This window comes from Streptococcus sp. WM07, assembly GCF_004570525.1.
Classification (GTDB): domain Bacteria; phylum Bacillota; class Bacilli; order Lactobacillales; family Streptococcaceae; genus Streptococcus.
Genome location: NZ_SPPZ01000001.1, coordinates 53,366 through 72,340, shown reverse-complemented (window position 1 = coordinate 72,340; position 18,975 = coordinate 53,366). Strand labels below are relative to the sequence as shown.

Sequence of the window (18,975 nt, the reverse complement as noted above, 5' to 3'; positions counted from 1 at the left end):
ATATGGCAAACAGTTGGACAAGAGATAGTTTTTTAGATCAGATTAGAGGAGGAATTATTGTTTCTTGTCAAGCTCTATCAGGCGAAGCCCTTTATGAGGAACGATTTAGCTTGATGCCATACATGGCAAAAGCAGCCGAAGAAGCTGGAGCTGTGGGGATTCGAGCGAATTCTGTTCGTGATATTGAAGCTATTAGTCAAGTAACAGATTTACCGATTATTGGCTTAATTAAGCGTGATTATCCCCCAGAAGAACCCTATATCACAGCCACCATGAAAGAGGTTGAAGAGCTTGTTGCTTGTCAGACGCCTGTAATTGCTTTCGATGCTACAAAAAGGATACGGCATGATGGGCTTACAATTACTGATTTCATTAAGAAACTTAAGGATAGATATCCCGATCAACTTTTTATGGCAGACATTAGTACAATTGATGAGGGAATTGCCGCCATTGAGGCAGGAGCTGATTTTGTTGGTACAACCTTATCAGGATATACGACCTATAGTCCACAACTAGAAGGGCCAGATTTTAATTTAATGAAGAGTCTAGCACATGCAAATCTTCCAGTCATAGCAGAAGGGCGTATTCATACTCCAGAGCAGCTGAAAAAAGTTTATGAACTAGGTGTAACAAGTGTTGTGATTGGTGGTGCTATCACAAGACCGAAGGAAATTGCTACACGATTTATAAATGTGATTCGATCAAAAGGAGAAGACAAATGAGAGATTTATCAAAGTATGAAGGTGTTATTCCAGCATTTTATGCTTGCTATGATGAAAATGGAGAAGTTAGTCCTGAACGCGTAAAAGAATTAGTTCGTTATTATATTGACAAAGGCGTTCGTGGAATTTATGTCAATGGTTCCTCAGGAGAGTGCATTTACCAAAGTGTTGACGATCGTAAGCAGATTATCGAAGCTGTTATGGAGGTTGCAAAAGGGAAGTTAACAGTAATTAATCATGTAGCTTGTAATAATACGAAAGATAGTATTGAATTAGCGAAACATTCAGAAGCAGTAGGCGTAGATGCAATTGCTGCTATACCTCCGATTTATTTTAAATTACCAGAATATTCCATTGCTACTTATTGGAACTCAATGAGTAAAGCTGCTCCAAATACTGATTTTATTATCTATAATATCCCACAATTAGCTGGTGTTGCATTGACGAATAATCTTTATGCTGAAATGCGGCAGAATCCTCGTGTCATTGGTGTGAAAAATTCATCAATGCCAGTTCAAGATATTCAAATGTTTGTAGCTGCTGGGGGAGATGATTACATCGTATTTAATGGCCCAGATGAGCAATTTTTAGCTGGTCGAGTGATGGGAGCTAAAGCAGGTATTGGAGGAACCTACGGTGTTATGCCTGATCTTTTCTTAAAACTAGATCAGTTAATTAAAGATGGAGACTTGAATAAAGCAAAACAACTACAGTACTCAATCAATGAGATTATCTATAAAATGGTTTCTGGACGCGCTAATATGTATGCGGTTGCAAAAGAGATACTTCGCTTAAATGAGCAGTTAGATATCGGTTCAGTCCGGGAACCACTAGAACCATTAGGTGAGAACGACCAACAAATTGCTAAGGAAGCGGCGGCATTAATCAACAATGCTAGGAAAATATTTTTATAATGGTTAACTTAACTTAAGCTATTATAGAAAAATGGAGATTGATTATGAGTACAACAGGTTTTACCACTATAGATTTAGTGATTTTGATAGTTTATTTAGGGGCTGTGCTTGTAGCGGGTCTGTACTTCTCAAAAAAAGAGATGACAGGTAAGGAGTTTTTTAAAGGGGACGGCTCTGTTCCATGGTATGTGACCTCAGTGTCTCTTTTTGCTACAATGTTAAGTCCGATTTCCTTTTTAGGATTAGCAGGAAATTCATATGCGGGTAGTTGGATTTTATGGTTTGCACAGCTAGGGATGTTGATAGCAATTCCTTTAGCGATTAAATTTGTCCTTCCCATTTTTGCACGTATGGATATTGACACTGCATACGATTATCTAGAAAGACGCTTTGATGCCAAACCTCTTCGAATTATCTCAGCTGTACTATTTATTGTTTATCAGCTTGGTCGTATGTCTATCATTATGTATTTACCATCATTAGGATTAGCAGCTTTGACAGGTATTGATATCAACATTCTAATTATTTTAATGGGAGTTGTTGCAATTATTTATTCTTATACAGGTGGAATAAAATCAGTATTGTGGACAGACTTTATCCAAGGAATTGTTCTTATTGGTGGTGTATTTATAACCTTGTTTGTTCTATTAAAGGATATTAATGGTGGATTTGGAGCAATTGCCCATGAATTAGCTAACGGAAAATTCATTGCTCCTACTGAAAAGATTTTTGATCCGAATATTCTTTCAGGCTCCATTTTCTTGATTGTTCTTGGTTCAGGATTAACAATTTTCTCATCCTATGCTTCTTCCCAAGATTTAGTTCAACGTTTTACAACTACTCAGAATATTAAGAAGTTAAATAAGATGTTGTTTACAAATGGTATTTTATAATTGGGAATTGCGACAGTTTTCTACCTTATCGGAACAGGTTTATATGTATTCTATAAAGTGCAACATGCAGGTAATGGTGTTGATGATGTTGCTCAAGATCAAATCTTCATGTATTTCATTGCCTATCAGTTGCCAGTTGGAGTAACAGGTATTATTTTGGCAGCTATTTATGCAGCTGCGCAGTCAACAATTTCAACAGGGCTTAATTCTGTTGCAACATCTTGGACTCTTGATATTCAAGAAGTAGTAGCTAAAGATATGTCGGATAAACGTCGTACTCGTATTGCTCAAATCGTATCTTTAATTGTTGGTATCTTCTCTATTGTAGTGTCAATTGTTATGGCTCATTCTGATATTAAATCAGCTTACGAGTGGTTTAATGGCTTTATGGGACTTGTCCTTGGTTTACTTGGAGGAATCTTTGTTTTAGGTTTCCTTTCCAAAAAAGCTAATAAATATGGAGCTTATGTGGCATTAGTTGTATCAACTGTAATTATGGTCTTTATTAAGTATGTGTTACCAGCTGAAGCTGTGAATTTTTGGGCTTATTCATTAATTTCTATTGTTATTTCACTTATAGTCGGCTATATTGTGTCAATTATGACTGGCAACAAAGTGTCAGCTCCGAAATATACAACAATTTATGATATCCCAGAAATTTTATCTGATAGTAGTTGGGAACAACGCCATTAAGATAAAAGGAGAAAAGTATGATTATTGCACAACAATCTGATTTCAAGAAATATGTCAGACTTAATCCTCATTTTAAAACGGTGTGTGAATTTTTAGAGAACACGGATTTACAGACTCTTACTGATGGCCGGATAGATATTGACGGGGATAATGTATTTGCAAATTGTATGACTTATATCGCAGATGGTATTTTGGGGCAGCAGTTTGAAACACATAAAAAATATTTAGATATCCATATTGTGATTGAAAATATGGAGGCAATGGCTGTAACCACTATCGAAGATTCAACATTAAAACAGTCTTTTAATGTTCAAGATGATATTGGTTTCTATAATAGTAATTTTTACCAAACAGTAATCTTGACAGAACATAATTTATTAGTCACTTTTGAAGAAGATTTTCATCAGCCGAAAGGTAGAGTCAATGATGAGCCTGTTAAAAAATTGGTTATAAAGGTACTCAATGAAGGAGTATGCTATGAAAGTGAATAAACATTTTACAAGTTTTGCAGTAGCAGCTTTATTAGCTTTTACTTTAACGAATCAAGTTTTTGCAGATGAAACACCCGATGGGACTCTTGAAAATCCAGGATCTATAAATGAATCTACTGTAACCATGACAGAATTTTCCGATACTGATCAACACTTCACAACTGATGGGGAACTTGGGGTTACAGAAACATCGGAAAGTACTCATGCAGTCGCTTCAACTAGTGAAGGGGGATCGATAGAAACGAAACTTCCTTTCCCAGCATTTGAAACTTCTGATGTGACCTTAGAGGGGCAAGGTTTAGATGTTACAAATCAAGTGAAGGATAAATTACAAAATAATAATTTTACGCTTGTTATTACCTATGAACAAACTAAAAATGATGGTGTTCAAGCTTTATTTGGAATTTCTAATGGACAATCTGGACATCAAAATAGTTATGTAGATATTTTTGTAAGGGATAATGGTGAAGTTGGGATGGAAGCGCGTGATACTTCCTCTCGTACAAATCACCTAGTGTCTAGACCAGCATCTGTTTGGGGAAAATATAATAATACTCCAGTTTCAAATACAGCTGCTCTAGTTGTGGATTCAACTCATAATACCTATTCTTTGTACGCAAATGGAACAAAAGTTGTAGAAAAACAGACTAATCCATACTTAAGATTAGATGAAATAAAGGGAATTGATTCCTTTATTATTGGTGGGGTTAGACGATCTGGAAAAATTGACTTTGGTTTTAAGGGACTTATCCAAAACATTAAGTTATATAATCAAGCCCTTGAAAGTGCTGTTGTCGAAAAAATGACTAAGAATTCAGTTTTTTCACGACATATCTACACAGCAAATGATAATACCGGATCAAACTATTTCAGAATTCCTGTACTCTATACCTTGAATAATGGTCGTATTTTATCTAGTATTGACGCTAGGTATGGTGGGACACATGATTTCCTTAACAAAATTAATATTGCTACAAGCTATAGTGACGATAATGGTCTAACTTGGACTACCCCTAAATTAACACTTGCTTTTGATGATTTTGCGAATGCTCCTCTTGAGTGGCCTCGGGAACCACAGATGCGTGATTTACAAATCAGTGGTGGTGCAACCTATATCGACTCTGTTATTGTTGAAAAAACAGATCATCAGGTTCTGATGTTTGCTGATGTCATGCCTGCAGGTGTTAGTTTCCGTGAAGCGACACGGTCAGACTCTGGCTATAAAGAAATTAATGGTAAAGCTTATCTTAAATTGAAGAAAGCTGGAGATACAGGCTATTATTATACTGTACGTGAAAATGGTATCGTTTATGATGATAGGACAAATCAACCAACGGAATATCGGGTGGAAGACGATTTTTCAATAACAGAAAATGGAAACGCTTTAAAAGTGGAGCAGTATTCTGCTAATTTTGCAAATAATGTTAAGACTGAGTATAAAAATGGTACGATGGTCAACATGACAATTTTCTATAAAGATGCTCTTTTTAAAGTTGTACCTACAAACTATATTGCTTATATTACAAGTGAAGATGCAGGAGAAAGTTGGTCAAGTCCAACACTTTTACCACCAATCTTAGGATTAAATAGAAATGCTCCTTATTTGGGACCAGGTAGAGGAATTATTGATTCCAAGACTGGGAGAATTTTGATTACTTCTTACACAGGTAAAGAATCCGTATTTATTTATAGTGATGATAATGGCAAAACTTGGGAAGCTAAAGTCGTTCCTCTTCCATCTAACTGGTCTGCTGAAGCTCAAATTGTCGAATTGAGTCCAGGAGTTCTTCAAACTTATATGAGAACTAATAATGGTAAAATTGCCTACATAACCAGTAAAGATTCAGGAAATACATGGGGAGCACCGGAATATTTAGATTTTGTATCAAATCCTAGTTATGGTACACAATTATCTATTATTAATTATAGTCAAAAAATAGATGGTAAAAAGGCTGTTATCCTCAGTACTCCAAACTCTCCTCATGGAAGAAGACATGGACAAATATTCATCGGATTGATTGGAGAGGATCAGACTATTGAGTGGCGTTACCGTCATGATGTTGATTTTAGTCAATATGGATTTTCATATTCAACATTAACAGAACTCCCTAATCATGATATTGGTTTGATGTTCGAAAAATTCGATTCATGGTCTCGTAATGAGCTACATATGAAGAATGTTGTTCCCTACATTAGTTTTAGTATCGCAGACTTAAAAAAGAAATAGTACAGGAGAAAAAATATGATTAAGTATGGAATTGTTGGAGCAGGTTATTTTGGAGCAGATTTGGCACGTTCTATGAACAAAATTGAGGATGCAGAGATTGTCGCTATTTTTGATCCAAATCATGGTGAAGAAGTTGCTGAGGAGTTACAAGCAGATGTCTGCAGTAGTTTAGATGAACTAGTTGAACGTAAGGATATTGATTGTGTTATCGTGGCTTCACCAAGCTATCTTCATCGAGAACCTGTTGTTAAAGCAGCAGAGCATGGAAAACATGTTTTTTGCGAAAAACCTATTGCACTAAATTATGAAGATTGTAAAGCAATGGTTGAAGCTTGTGAAGCCAATAATGTTATCTTTATGGCTGGTCATATCATGAATTTCTTTAATGGTGTTCATCATGCAAAAGAATTGATTACACAAGGAAAAATTGGAAAAGTTCTTTATTGTCATGCAGCACGAACAGGTTGGGAAGAACAACAGCCGACTGTGTCTTGGAAAAAACTACGATCACAATCTGGAGGACACCTTTACCATCATATCCATGAGCTTGATTGTATTCAATTTATCATGGGGGGAATGCCTGAAAAAGTGACCATGGTAGGAGGTAATGTTTACCATAAAGGAGAAAACTTTGGGGATGAAGATGATATGTTGATTGTAAACCTTGAGTATTCAGACGATCGTTATGCTGTCTTAGAATATGGTAATGCCTTTCGTTGGGGTGAACATTATGTTCTAATTGAAGGTACTGAAGGTGCTATTAAACTTGATTTATACAATACAGGAGGAACACTGCGTGTTAAGGGAGAGGGAGAATCACACTTCCTAGTCCATGAGACGCAGGAGGAAGATGACGATCGGACAGATATTTATACTGGTCGTGGTATGGATGGAGCTATCGCTTATGGTAAACCAGGGGTTCGTACACCATTGTGGTTACAAACTTGTATCGATAAAGAGATGGCTTATTTACACGATATTATTAAAGGGAGTGAGATTACAGAAGAGTACGCTAAATTGTTGAATGGCGTTGCAGCACTTGAATCTATTGCTACTGCAGATGCATGTACTTTGTCTCTTACAGAAGACCGTAAAGTCGCACTTTCTGAAATTACAAATAGCTAGTCCCTGTATCAGCTCACAGTAGTTAAACGATTACAAGCGGATAAGGAAATAGAGCGAGGGATTAGATAGCTATCTAATCCCTCTTATTAGTTGTATGAAGAAAGGATAGAGCCTATGAAAACATTAATTGGAATCGATATTGGAGGTACTGCGATTAAGGCGGATCTCTACAATGAGAAAGGCGATAGTCTCAATGTTTTTAAAGAGGTAAGCACACAAATTGATCATAATAAAGGAACTAATAATATTTTAGGTCAGATTTGTGACTTGATAACGGACTATTGCAAAAATTATGAGATTAAAGGTGTTGGAATTTCTTCTGCAGGGGTTATTAACAGTGAAACAGGTGAAGTAGTTTATGCAGGTTATACAATACCAGGGTATATTGGAACTGACTTTAAAAAAACAATTAGAGAAAAATTTGCTCTACCTGTCTCTGTCGAAAATGATGTTAATAGTGCAGCTCTTGGTGAATCCTGGTTAGGTACTGCTAAGGGAATGAAAAATGTGGTTATGATTACTGTTGGAACAGGTATTGGAGCAGGAGTCATTATCAATGACCAAATTGTTAACGGTCATAGATTCACGGCAGGTGAGATAGGTTACTTACGTGTTGCTGGGCATGATTGGCAAAAACTAGCTTCTACTACAGCTCTAGTAGAGATGTATGAGAAAAAGAGTGGTAAAACAAAACAAGATGGACGCTTGTTCTTTACAGCAGTTAAGAATGGGGATCCCCTTGCTTTAGAAACTTTAGATATTTTTATTGATTATTTAACAGAAGGACTTTTATCGATTTCATACTTATTAAATCCAGATGGTATTGTTCTGGGAGGAGGTATTTTTTCAGAACCAGATTTCCTATTAGCAAGTATTCAAAAATCACTTTTTGAAAAAGTTCAAGATGAACGTTTTTTACCAAAGCATATTCTAGCAGCTTCTCTCGGAAATGCTGCGGGTAGAATCGGTGCAATAAGGCATTTTCTAAATCAACATAGCTTATAAGTCAAGGGGGTGATTTTGTGGCAGAATCTATTTTTGAGACAATGAAAACGATTGAAGAAGAAGCTACACAGATTGCAAGCGAATATGAGGAAGCTATTCGACAATCTGAAGAGAAGTCAGAAAAGATCCTCCACCAACTGGTAGATGAATTTCAGAGTGATTGTCGAAAAGAGTATGAAATATTGGAACGGAATCTACATCGCCAAAAAGAAGAATTAAAGAGCACAGTGACTGAGCACATAGCTACAAATCATAAGATTATTCAAGATATTTCTGAATATAGGAGAAAAGAATTTGTCCAACAAATCGTAAGCAGGGTGGTAGAGTATTATGGCGATTAGTCAGATGAAAAAGATAGCTATATTGTTTAGCAAAGAACACTTAGACGAGCTCATTGACTGTTTACAAAGTTTACAAATTGTAGAAATTCAGGATCTTAGACAAATAGAGTCATGGCAAAAAGTATTTGACAACAATCAAGTAAAAACACCTAAAATAACGATGAACAATTCTCCCTTATATGAAGATGTTCAAGAACTTCACGATAATCAAGTTCTAGACTATCTGGATAGTCAAGAAAGTTATCTAGAAAAATTAAGTGAACAGCTGAGTTTGTACTTACCTCATCAAAGTACAGTACAACGCTTGAGAACAAAACCTAGAGAATTAACTTTTTCAGAATTAAAAGAGTTAGGAGAAAGCGGACATGTAAAAACTCTAGCACAAGAGCTTAGCTTGAAATTGCATCGTTTAGAAGAGATTGAGAATGAATTAGAATGTCAGAAAGCTACAATAGAAAAATTAGAACCTTGGGAAACTTTAGATACTCTACCAACGGAATTAGCTAAATTTCATTTTTTAAAAGCGAAGATAGGGATACTTTCGCGGACTTCAGATGATTATTTATATAAGAAATTAACGTCTGAGACAGGAATTCAAATCCAGGAATTATTTGTCACGGATAAAGAATACGGACTTCTTTGCTTCTATGATAATAATCAAGATGATATTTTAAACGATATGAATTTTGTAGAATTTGACTATTCTGAGGATATCTTACCAAGAGATAAGATTAAACAATTAAAAATGGAAGCTCAGATACTAACTTCTGAAAAGGAATTGATACAAAATCAATTAATTGATGAGCATATAGCGATTAGTGATATAAAATGCCAAATAGATTATATTCGCACCCAAGTATCCAAACAAATAACTAAGACATATCTAGCTAGTAATACATACCTTACAGGATTACAAGGGTGGGTTGAAGAGCAATATTTTCAATTTTTACAGGCGACTTTATTTGAACGTTTTGGACAATCAATGTTGCTTATAGAAGTTGATTCGAGAGTAGAAGATGAGGCTCAGATTCCGATTAAGTTAGAAAACAAATCTCTAATTGAGCCGTTTGAATTATTGACAGAAATGTATGCTTTACCTGGATATTATGAAAAAGATCCAACACCGATATTGGCTCCATTTTATTTTACATTTTTTGGAATGATGGTTGCAGATTTGGGATATGGCATACTTCTATATATTCTAACCTTCGGATTATTAAAAATTTTTTATTTGTCTAAATCAGTGACTCGTTTTTTAAAATTTTTTAATATTTTAAGTATTTCAGTAGGAATCTGGGGGATTATTTATGGTTCTTTTTTCGGCTATGAATTACCATTCCATCTAATTTCGACCACCACGGATGTTATGACAATTTTAATATTATCCGTAGTTTTTGGCTTTATGACGGTTGTTAGCGGTCTATTCCTTGGAGGTATACAAAAGATCCGGAAAAGAGAGTATGGAGATGCTTATACTTCGGGCTTTGCTTGGTGTTTCATATTAGTTGGACTACTATTCGTAGCAATAGGCTCTTTGATTAGACAATATGATGCTTTAGCTATTATTGGAAAATGGTTAGCTATCTGTAATGCTGGAACAATTATTATCGTATCTATAATACAAGCAAGGGGAATTAGAGGAATTGGAAAAGGAATTTTTAATCTTTATAATATCTCGTCTTATGTAGGTGATTTAGTTAGTTTTACACGTCTAATGGCATTGGGTCTATCAGGAGCTAGTATAGGCTCAGCTTTTAATCTTATTGTCGGTCTATTTCCAGGAATTTCTAAGTTTACAGTAGGTATTTTAATTTTTGCAGTTCTTCATACCATAAATATCTTCTTGTCATTGCTATCTGGATATGTGCATGGAGCACGTTTAATTTTTGTAGAACTATTTGGTAAATTCTATGAAGGTCGTGGTCGAGCCTTCTCACCTTTAAAGACATCGGAAAAATATATTCATCTCAAACAACAATCGGAGGAACATTAAATGGAACAATTAGCACAATACTTCTCAACTTATGGAGGATTTTTCTTTGCTGCTTTAGGTATATTCATCGCAGTTGGATTTAGTGGAATAGGGTCAGCATTGGGAGTTGGTAAAGCAGGTCAATCAGCCGCAGCTCTGTTAAAAGAACAACCTGAGAAGTTTGCTTCTGCTCTTATTTTACAATTACTTCCAGGAACGCAAGGACTATATGGTTTTGTTATAGGTATCTTAATCTGGTTACAATTAAATGTAAGTATGGCTGTTGAAACAGGAATTGGTTATTTGTTTGCCTCACTTCCAATTGCATTAGTTGGTTATTTTTCAGCGAAACATCAAGGAAATGTTGCAGTAGGTGCAATGCAAATTTTAGCAAAACGCCCTAAAGAATTTATGAAAGGGGCCATTTTAGCTGCAATGGTTGAGACTTACGCAATTTTAGCATTTGTTGTATCTTTCATCTTAACATTGAAAGTTGGCTAATATAGGATTGATAGAAGAGGTGATAATGTGTCTGACATTGAGGGATTGCGAAAATCTATTTTAGAGAAAGCCCAACAAAGAGGGCAACAGGCATTACAAGAGCATCAAGCGATCATTAAAGTACAGTTTGAAAAGAAAAAATCTGACTTGATGGCTAAAATCACAGCTGAATGGCAACTGAAACAAAAAATACTCAAACAACAACAGCAGGTTGAATGTCAGCAGCTCAAAAATGAAGAAAGGCAATCAATGCTAGCTGCTAAACAAGCTATTTTACAAGAGTTATTCGAGGATGCCTATCAAACTATGTGTAATTGGTCAGTAGAAGAGGAGTTAACCTTTGTAAGTTCTGTCTTACAGAAGTATGCAGATCAATCTGTCACTGTCTTTTTTGGAGATATAAGTTTACAAAAAATATCGGAAAGAGCATTTGAGAGCTTGAAACTCAAATATCCAAAAATACAATTTAGTCATCAAGCTATTCCTCATGAAGCTGGTTTTCTAGTGACAACTGGGAGGATTGATGATACCTATTTGTATCGTGAATTAATTACTTCTATTTATGAGAAGGATCATTCAAGAATTGCTCACGCTATATTTCCAAATTGATAACAGATTAACGAGACGAAAGGAGGTTGAGTGAAAATAAATGAATACTAAGGACTTTTCAGAAATTAATATTACTATTTCGGTAAAAGAACAGGATTTTCTAACCCAAGAAACCTTTCATAAACTCTTACAAGCAGAATCTATGAACACTATTGCTAGTTTATTAGCAGGTAGTGTATATGATTTACAAATGAGTGATTTAGAATGTTTAGAAACCACTGAGAATAAGTTGAGGACAGCTTTAATCAGAGAGTATCGGTGGGCTTTTGAAGAAAGTCCTGATAGAGATCTAGTATCTATCTTTGCATTATTTTATGTCTATCATAATTTAAAAATATTGTTAAAAGCAAAAATGTTAGGTCAAGATCTTTCGCCCTTACTTATCCCAATTGGTTCCGAAGGACAGGATGAACTGGCTCATCTAGTACAGACACTGCATTCAGATGTTTTAGAGTCTGATATAGTTGAGGAAATAGGTACTATCTGGTCAATGTATTTAACCTATCAGAATAGCTATATACTAGAAGTAGGTGTTGATCTAGCATATTTTAAACACCTTAAAAAATTGTCATTAAAGTTACCCCGCCTATTTCAAGAAATAGTTGTAATACTAATTGATTTTTATAACATTATTAGTGTAAAACGAGCTTTCAACCAAGGGAAAACCTCAAATGCAATTTATCAAATATTATCCGATGAGGGAAGTCTACCAGCTAGATCTATTATAAAAATGATTGAAAATGATGAATTAATTAATTGGTTTCAACAACTCAACAGCTATATCGACGAAGAACTACTTTTTTTTGAAGATAAGATTCGTCAATCGACGATTTCTATAGTCGAGCTAGAATACCTTTCTGATATGTTTATTGCTAAATATCTAGAAAATCAAATAGAAGAACTAGATGGTCCAATTCCATTAGCTCGCTATTTACTCAGACGAGAATTTGAAGTAAAAAATTTACGTCTAATTATATCTAGCCATCATAATCATATCGATATAGATAGAGTAGCAGAAAGGATGAGACCTATGTATGGACGATAAACAATACAAAATTGCAGTGGTAGGTCAACGTGATTCGATTCTCCTTTTTCGGTTCATTGGTTTTGAAATTTTTCCTGTCAAGAATCCTAAAGAAGCACGCGATAGGGTTAGACAATTAGTACAAAATAATTATGGAATTATCTATATTACAGAAGATCTTATGCATGATATAGCAGATGTTGTGGAATATTATAATCAACAGTTTTTGCCTGCTATTATTCCAATACCAACGCAAGAGGGGAGTCTAGGTCTAGCTCTTAATTATGTAGAAACATATGTTGAAAGAGCTGTCGGTCAAAATATTTTATAACAGATATTATATAGGCTAGCTATATATTTTTAGTAAGGAGGATAACATTGAGTCAAGGGAAGATCGTAACGGTTTCTGGTCCTCTAGTTGTAGCAGAGGGAATGCATGAAGCTAATATACAAGATATTTGTCAAGTTGGTCATTTAGGGCTGATTGGTGAAATTATTGAAATGAGGCGCGATAAAGCTTCCATCCAAGTCTATGAAGAAACATCCGGTCTTGCTCCAGGAGAGCCTGTAATAACAACAGGTACCCCCCTATCTGTAGAGCTAGGACCAGGGTTAATCTCCGAGATGTTTGATGGAATTCAACGTCCATTGGAACGATTTAGAGCACAGACACAAGATGATTTTTTAGTAAGAGGAGTATCTGTTGCAAGCCTTGATCGTGAGAAATTATGGTGTTTTGAACCGAGTGTATCTGTGGGGGCGAGTGTATCTGCTGGTGACATACTAGGAACTGTTGAGGAAACTACGGTTATTATGCATAAAATCATGGTTCCATATGGAATTTCAGGGACATTGAGAAGCATTAAGGCTGGAAATTTTACAGTTGATGATGTGATTTATGAGATTGATTTGGATACTGGCGGAGTATATGAAGGAACCCTCATGCAAAAATGGGCTGTCCGTAAAGCTAGGCCTGTTGGTAAGCGTCTCATACCTAAAGAACCATTGATTACAGGACAACGTGTCATTGATACCTTTTTTCCAGTGACTAAAGGTGGAGCAGCAGCAGTACCTGGTCCATTTGGAGCTGGAAAAACAGTTGTACAACATCAGATCGCTAAATTTGCAAATGTAGATATTGTAATCTATGTAGGTTGTGGAGAACGTGGAAATGAGATGACAGATGTTTTAAATGAATTTCCAGAATTAATTGATCCTAATACGGGACACTCTATTATGCAACGGACAGTACTGATTGCAAATACTTCTAATATGCCTGTTGCCGCTCGAGAAGCCTCTATTTATACAGGGATCACAATTGCTGAATATTTCAGAGATATGGGATATTCTGTAGCGATTATGGCAGATTCAACATCTCGGTGGGCTGAAGCGCTTCGTGAAATGTCAGGACGTCTAGAAGAGATGCCAGGTGATGAAGGTTATCCAGCTTATCTAGGTAGCCGGATTGCTGAATATTATGAACGAGCTGGATATGTACAAGCTTTAGGTTTTCCAAAACGCGAGGGAAGTATTACAGCTATTGGTGCAGTTTCTCCCCCTGGTGGGGATATCTCAGAACCTGTTACCCAAAATACATTACGAATTGTTAAAGTTTTTTGGGGATTGGATGCTCCTTTAGCACAACGCCGACATTTTCCTGCTATTAATTGGTTGACTTCTTACTCTCTCTACAGGGATAGTATTGGAAACTATATTGATGATGGGAAACAAATCCAGTGGTCTAGTAAAGTAAAGCGTGCTATGAATTATTTGCAGCGAGAATCTAGTTTAGAAGAAATTGTACGTCTTGTTGGATTAGATGCTTTATCTGAAAAAGAGCGTCTAACGATGGAAATTGCAAAACAAATTCGTGAAGATTTTCTACAACAAAATGCCTTTGATACTGTTGATACATTTACGTCATTTGATAAACAAAATGCTATGTTGACAAATATTCTAACGTTTTCAGATCAGGCAATTCGCGCTTTGGAACTGGGTACTTACTTTAATGAATTGATGACAGGAACAATAGAGCTTAGAGATAAAATGGCTAGAAGCAAATATATTGGAGAAGATCGACTAGTAGATATCACAGCGTTAGCGGATCTAATAACAACAACAATCCAAAAAATTGTTGAAAAAGGAGGGGTATCTGAATGAACGTTATCAAAGAATATCGAACAGTAAGTGAAGTTGTCGGTCCCTTAATGATTGTTGAAGATATTCAAGGTGTCCACTATAATGAACTAGTTACAATTCAGTTACAAACCGGAGAAATACGTAGAGGACAAGTTCTTGAGGTACATGAGGACAAAGCAGTTGTCCAATTATTTGAAGGTTCTAGTGGTATAAATCTTGATAAAACTAAAGTTAGATTTACAGGACACCCCCTTGAAATAGCAGTATCAGAAGATATGGTGGGACGTATTTTTAATGGGATGGGAAGAGTGATAGATGGTGGTCCAGAACTAATCCCTGAAAAATATCTTGATATTGATGGACAAGCAATTAATCCAGTTTCTCGTGACTACCCAGATGAATTTATTCAAACAGGCATATCGGCAATCGATCATTTGAATACTTTAGTACGTGGACAAAAGTTACCGGTTTTTTCTGGTTCAGGTTTACCTCACAATGAATTGGCTGCACAAATCGCTCGTCAGGCCACGGTATTGAATACTGATGAAAATTTTGCTGTTGTCTTTGCAGCTATGGGGATTACATTTGAGGAAGCAAATTTCTTCATGGAAGATTTACGAAAGACAGGTGCTATTGAACGTTCTGTTTTATTTATGAATTTAGCCAATGACCCTGCAATTGAGCGTATTGCGACACCAAGGATTGCATTAACAACTGCAGAATATTTAGCTTATGAAAAAGATATGCATGTCTTGGTCATCATGACAGATATGACAAATTATTGTGAGGCTTTACGTGAAGTTTCTGCCGCTAGACGCGAGGTACCTGGCAGACGTGGTTATCCGGGATATCTTTATACAAATTTATCAACACTTTATGAACGTGCAGGAAGACTAGTTGGTAAAAAAGGATCCGTCACACAAATTCCGATTCTGACAATGCCTGAAGATGATATCACTCATCCTATTCCTGATTTGACAGGTTATATAACAGAAGGACAGATTATTTTAGGACATGAATTATACCATAAAGGTTATCAACCTCCTATCAGTGTCCTACCTTCTCTATCCCGTCTAAAAGATAAAGGCTCTGGTGAAGGTAAGACCCGTGAAGACCATGCGGCTACTATGAATCAACTCTTTGCAGCCTATGCACAAGGTAAAAAAATAGAAGAACTAGCAGTAGTATTGGGTGATTCAGCATTATCAAATACTGACAAATTATATGTGAAATTTACTAAAGCATTTGAAGAGGAATATATAAATCAAGGTTTCTATACCAATAGAACAATTGAGGAAACGTTAGATTTAGGATGGCAGTTGCTATCTATTTTGCCAAAAACAGAACTGAAACGTATCAAAGATAACATGCTTGAGCGTTATCTGCCCAAAATAGAATAAATTCTGATAGGAGGCTCTTATGACACGTTTGAATGTTAAACCAACTCGTATGGAATTACATCATTTAAAAGAAAGATTAACTACACCTAAACGAGGGCATAAATTACTTAAAGATAAACGTGATGAATTGATGAGACGCTTTATCTGTTTAGTTCGAGAAAACTATCGTTTAAGAAAGGACGTAGAAAATTTTTTAGAGAATATAATGAAAGATTTCCTTCTTGCTAAAGCACAGTTGAATCCTCTTGTAGTAGATGAACTTTTTTTGACTTTTCCAGAGGAAATGACGTTTTATGCGGAACAGGATACAATTATGGGAGTTACAGTACCCAAGGTTTTTCCAACTATTCAGGAGAGTACTGCATTAGATACAAGGGAATACAGTTACCGTGCCTCGAATGCTGACATGGATGCTGTTTTTCAAAATATAAGTAATCATGTTGATAAATTATTACGTTTAGCAGAGATTGAAAAAAGTTGTCAGTTACTAGCAGATGATATTGAAAAAACACGACGTAGAGTTAACGGCTTAGAATATTCTATAATTCCAAACCTTGAAGAAACAATTCATTATATTGAGCTAAAGTTAGAAGAAGCTGAACGATCGAATTTAGTACGTATTATGAAAGTTAAATAATCCTAAGTAGATTACCTATTCGTAAAGGTAACAGATGATATTTGTAAGTGATAGCTTCTGATGCATCCCAAACGTTATATGAATACTAACGAAGGGATGCTTTTTAATGTTATTGGTTTTGGAATAAATAATACAAAACTAATCTCAAAATCAGACTACTAGAAACATTTCAAAAGATATTAAGGAAAGCTGATGTAGATAGTTCAACAGATCTGGTAGACCTGTTGAATATGCTCAATGAAGTGTACATCGTACGTAATCCATAGCTTCATCAAAGAGAATTGACAAAATCCGAATTTGAAATTTAATGAATATAAATGTAGAAGAAAGAAACCTTCAACTAAAATTAGATATCTAGATAATAAGGAAAAAATTTAGATAAGGCTAACAAAAATAGTCCTATTTCTCTAGAGAAGATTGATCCTTTAGATCCCTTGAAATACTGGTCACTAAGTTCAAGCTACATGATTCTTTCAACAGATTCCAGTAGAGATCATTTTTTAGAGGTTATTAAACAAATCGATCCACAAGAATGGCAACCTAGCTATTATAGGGTTGAAGAAAGACAGGGAATAGTGTATGCTAAATTTCATGTAAATGAAAAAGGAGTCTGGGCTAGTATCACCGATAAGCATTCAGATTCTATGAAGGAAAGGAACTCACATGGCAACAATTCAATGGTTCCCAGGACACATGTCCAAGGCAAGACGCCAGGTACAAGAAAGTTTAAAGTTTGTGGATTTTGTAACGGTTTTGGTGGATGCACGTTTGCCGCTATCCAGTCAAAATCCGATGTTGACAAAAATTGTTGGTGATAAGCCCCAATTACTGATCCTTAACAAGGCAGACTTAGCAGATCCACAGATCACACAAGAATGGCGATCTTATTTTGAGAAGCAAGGGAAAACCGTCTTGGCTCTGAATTCCAAAGAGGCTTCTAGTGTCAAAAAAGTTACTGAGGCAGCAAAATCCCTTATGGCTGCTAAATTAAAACGCCAAGAGGAACGAGGTATCCGCACACAAACTCTTCGAACGATGATTATCGGTATTCCTAATGCTGGAAAATCAACTTTAATGAATCGTTTGGCGGGTAAAAAAATAGCGGTAACAGGTAATAAACCCGGAGTTACCAAGGGACAACAGTGGTTGCGAACCAACAAGGACCTGGAAATTTTAGACACACCTGGGATTCTTTGGCCTAAGTTTGAAGATGATACTGTGGCCTTGAAATTAGCTTTAACAGGTGCTATCAAGGATCAATTGCTCCCCATGGATGAGGTCACTATTTTCGGTCTTAATTACTTTAAAACCTATTATCCTGAACGTTTACAGGAGCGATTTCCAAAACTTGATCTGGACTTAGAGACTCCCGAATATATCATGGATGGAACTAGTCTGTTAGGTTTCAGAGATGACTATGATCGCTTTTATCAACTTTTTGTCAAAGAAATTCGAGATGGAAAACTAGGCCGTTATACTCTAGATCGGGTGGGTGACTTAGATGGCGACGATTAAAGAAATTCAATCCTTATTACTCGGGGTGGACCGTTTGGACCACCCTCTTTTCCTGGATTTACAAAAAGATTCCCGGCAAGGAGTTCAAAAACTCCTCCTCCAAAAACGAAAGCAGTTGGAAGCAAAACGGATGGAGCAAGAGCGCCTGGAATCATTAATGAGTTTAGAGCAAGATTTATACTCCCAGGGATATCAGTGGATAGCAGGAGTAGACGAGGTTGGTCGTGGTCCCCTAGCTGGACCAGTCCTGGCAGCAGCAGTCATTTTACCCCAGACTAGTCGTATTCAAGGGATTAACGATTCTAAAAAATTGTCCAAAAAGAAATTATTGCAAATTTACGACATTATTAAAGAAGAAGCAGTGGCGATTGGTATTGGACGAGTCGACGCCGGAATTATTGACCAGGTCAATATTTATCAGGCAACTAAGATAGCCATGAAGGAGGCCATTCAAAATCTTGGACTAGTCCCAAATCACCTTTTAATTGATGCGATGGAGCTGGATTTACCACTCGCACAGACCAGCCTTATTAAGGGAGATGCGAGAAGTCAATCCATTGCTGCGGCAAGTATTATTGCCAAGGTAGAACGAGATCGTCTAATGGAGAACTATGACAAAGAATTTCCTGGTTATGATTTCGCTAAAAATGTAGGCTATGGAACCCCCAATCATTTAGTCGGTCTTCAACAATTCGGCCCTTGTCCGATCCATCGAATGACCTTCGCTCCTGTCAAAGACTTTTAAGGTTTCATCTCATTATACGAAT

At 36.1% G+C, this 18,975-nt stretch carries 17 protein-coding genes and 1 pseudogene; all 18 read left to right on the top strand.

The annotated features are described in order from the left end of the window. The first annotated feature begins 2 nt into the window (after window positions 1-2). The 18 genes and pseudogenes from E4T71_RS00350 (at window position 3) to E4T71_RS00265 (ending at window position 18,953) form a co-directional block, all read left to right on the top strand. Complete coding sequence (locus E4T71_RS00350) at window positions 3-722, top strand: N-acetylmannosamine-6-phosphate 2-epimerase (RefSeq protein WP_135035161.1); 720 nt, start codon at window positions 3-5, stop codon at window positions 720-722. After that, the gene (locus E4T71_RS00345) at window positions 719-1,636 is read left to right on the top strand and encodes a dihydrodipicolinate synthase family protein (RefSeq protein ID WP_135035158.1); all 918 of its coding nucleotides are present in this window, start codon (window positions 719-721) and stop codon (window positions 1,634-1,636) included. Before E4T71_RS00350 ends, E4T71_RS00345 begins: the two co-directional genes overlap by 4 nt. Before the next feature lie 44 nt (window positions 1,637-1,680). Then, window positions 1,681-3,222, top strand: a pseudogene (locus E4T71_RS00340) (sodium:solute symporter). A 17-nt stretch (window positions 3,223-3,239) separates the two neighbouring features. Beyond that, window positions 3,240-3,713, top strand: a complete 474-nt coding sequence (locus tag E4T71_RS00335; RefSeq protein ID WP_135035155.1) for a YhcH/YjgK/YiaL family protein — start codon at window positions 3,240-3,242, stop codon at window positions 3,711-3,713. After that, on the top strand, window positions 3,700-5,940 hold the full coding sequence (locus tag E4T71_RS00330) for an exo-alpha-sialidase (RefSeq protein ID WP_135035152.1): 2,241 nt from the start codon (window positions 3,700-3,702) through the stop codon (window positions 5,938-5,940). Before E4T71_RS00335 ends, E4T71_RS00330 begins: the two co-directional genes overlap by 14 nt. A gap of 15 nt (window positions 5,941-5,955) precedes the next feature. Beyond that, window positions 5,956-7,065, top strand: a complete 1,110-nt coding sequence (locus E4T71_RS00325; RefSeq protein ID WP_135035149.1) for a Gfo/Idh/MocA family protein — start codon at window positions 5,956-5,958, stop codon at window positions 7,063-7,065. Between the two features lie 114 nt (window positions 7,066-7,179). Then, the gene (locus E4T71_RS00320) at window positions 7,180-8,070 is read left to right on the top strand and encodes an ROK family protein (RefSeq protein WP_135035146.1); all 891 of its coding nucleotides are present in this window, start codon (window positions 7,180-7,182) and stop codon (window positions 8,068-8,070) included. Window positions 8,071-8,087: 17 nt separating this feature from the next. Beyond that, window positions 8,088-8,411 (top strand): hypothetical protein, encoded by a 324-nt coding sequence (locus tag E4T71_RS00315; RefSeq protein ID WP_135035143.1) that lies wholly within the window; start codon window positions 8,088-8,090, stop codon window positions 8,409-8,411. Beyond that, window positions 8,401-10,404, top strand: a complete 2,004-nt coding sequence (locus E4T71_RS00310) for a V-type ATP synthase subunit I (protein ID WP_135035140.1) — start codon at window positions 8,401-8,403, stop codon at window positions 10,402-10,404. The genes E4T71_RS00315 and E4T71_RS00310 overlap by 11 nt, the downstream gene beginning before the upstream one ends. Further along, entirely contained in the window at window positions 10,405-10,884 is a 480-nt protein-coding gene (locus E4T71_RS00305) for a V-type ATP synthase subunit K (protein WP_135035137.1), read from the top strand. Between the two features lie 27 nt (window positions 10,885-10,911). Then, window positions 10,912-11,493, top strand: coding sequence for a hypothetical protein (locus E4T71_RS00300; protein ID WP_135035134.1), 582 nt, complete (start codon window positions 10,912-10,914; stop codon window positions 11,491-11,493). Between the two features lie 40 nt (window positions 11,494-11,533). Continuing rightward, window positions 11,534-12,538 (top strand): V-type ATPase subunit, encoded by a 1,005-nt coding sequence (locus E4T71_RS00295; protein WP_135035131.1) that lies wholly within the window; start codon window positions 11,534-11,536, stop codon window positions 12,536-12,538. After that, window positions 12,528-12,848, top strand: coding sequence for a V-type ATP synthase subunit F (locus E4T71_RS00290; protein WP_135035128.1), 321 nt, complete (start codon window positions 12,528-12,530; stop codon window positions 12,846-12,848). Before E4T71_RS00295 ends, E4T71_RS00290 begins: the two co-directional genes overlap by 11 nt. Before the next feature lie 47 nt (window positions 12,849-12,895). After that, window positions 12,896-14,677 (top strand): V-type ATP synthase subunit A, encoded by a 1,782-nt coding sequence (locus E4T71_RS00285; RefSeq protein ID WP_135035125.1) that lies wholly within the window; start codon window positions 12,896-12,898, stop codon window positions 14,675-14,677. Next, window positions 14,674-16,056 carry a V-type ATP synthase subunit B gene (locus E4T71_RS00280; RefSeq protein WP_135035122.1) on the top strand — a complete coding sequence of 461 codons (1,383 nt, stop codon included), beginning with the start codon at window positions 14,674-14,676 and terminating at the stop codon, window positions 16,054-16,056. The genes E4T71_RS00285 and E4T71_RS00280 overlap by 4 nt, the downstream gene beginning before the upstream one ends. Window positions 16,057-16,075: 19 nt before the next feature. Further along, the gene (locus tag E4T71_RS00275) at window positions 16,076-16,693 is read left to right on the top strand and encodes a V-type ATP synthase subunit D (RefSeq protein ID WP_135035119.1); all 618 of its coding nucleotides are present in this window, start codon (window positions 16,076-16,078) and stop codon (window positions 16,691-16,693) included. A gap of 663 nt (window positions 16,694-17,356) precedes the next feature. Next, the gene (gene ylqF / locus E4T71_RS00270) at window positions 17,357-18,208 is read left to right on the top strand and encodes a ribosome biogenesis GTPase YlqF (protein WP_135035116.1); all 852 of its coding nucleotides are present in this window, start codon (window positions 17,357-17,359) and stop codon (window positions 18,206-18,208) included. Continuing rightward, window positions 18,195-18,953 carry a ribonuclease HII gene (locus E4T71_RS00265; RefSeq protein WP_135035113.1) on the top strand — a complete coding sequence of 253 codons (759 nt, stop codon included), beginning with the start codon at window positions 18,195-18,197 and terminating at the stop codon, window positions 18,951-18,953. The genes ylqF and E4T71_RS00265 overlap by 14 nt, the downstream gene beginning before the upstream one ends. Window positions 18,954-18,975 lie beyond the last annotated feature (22 nt).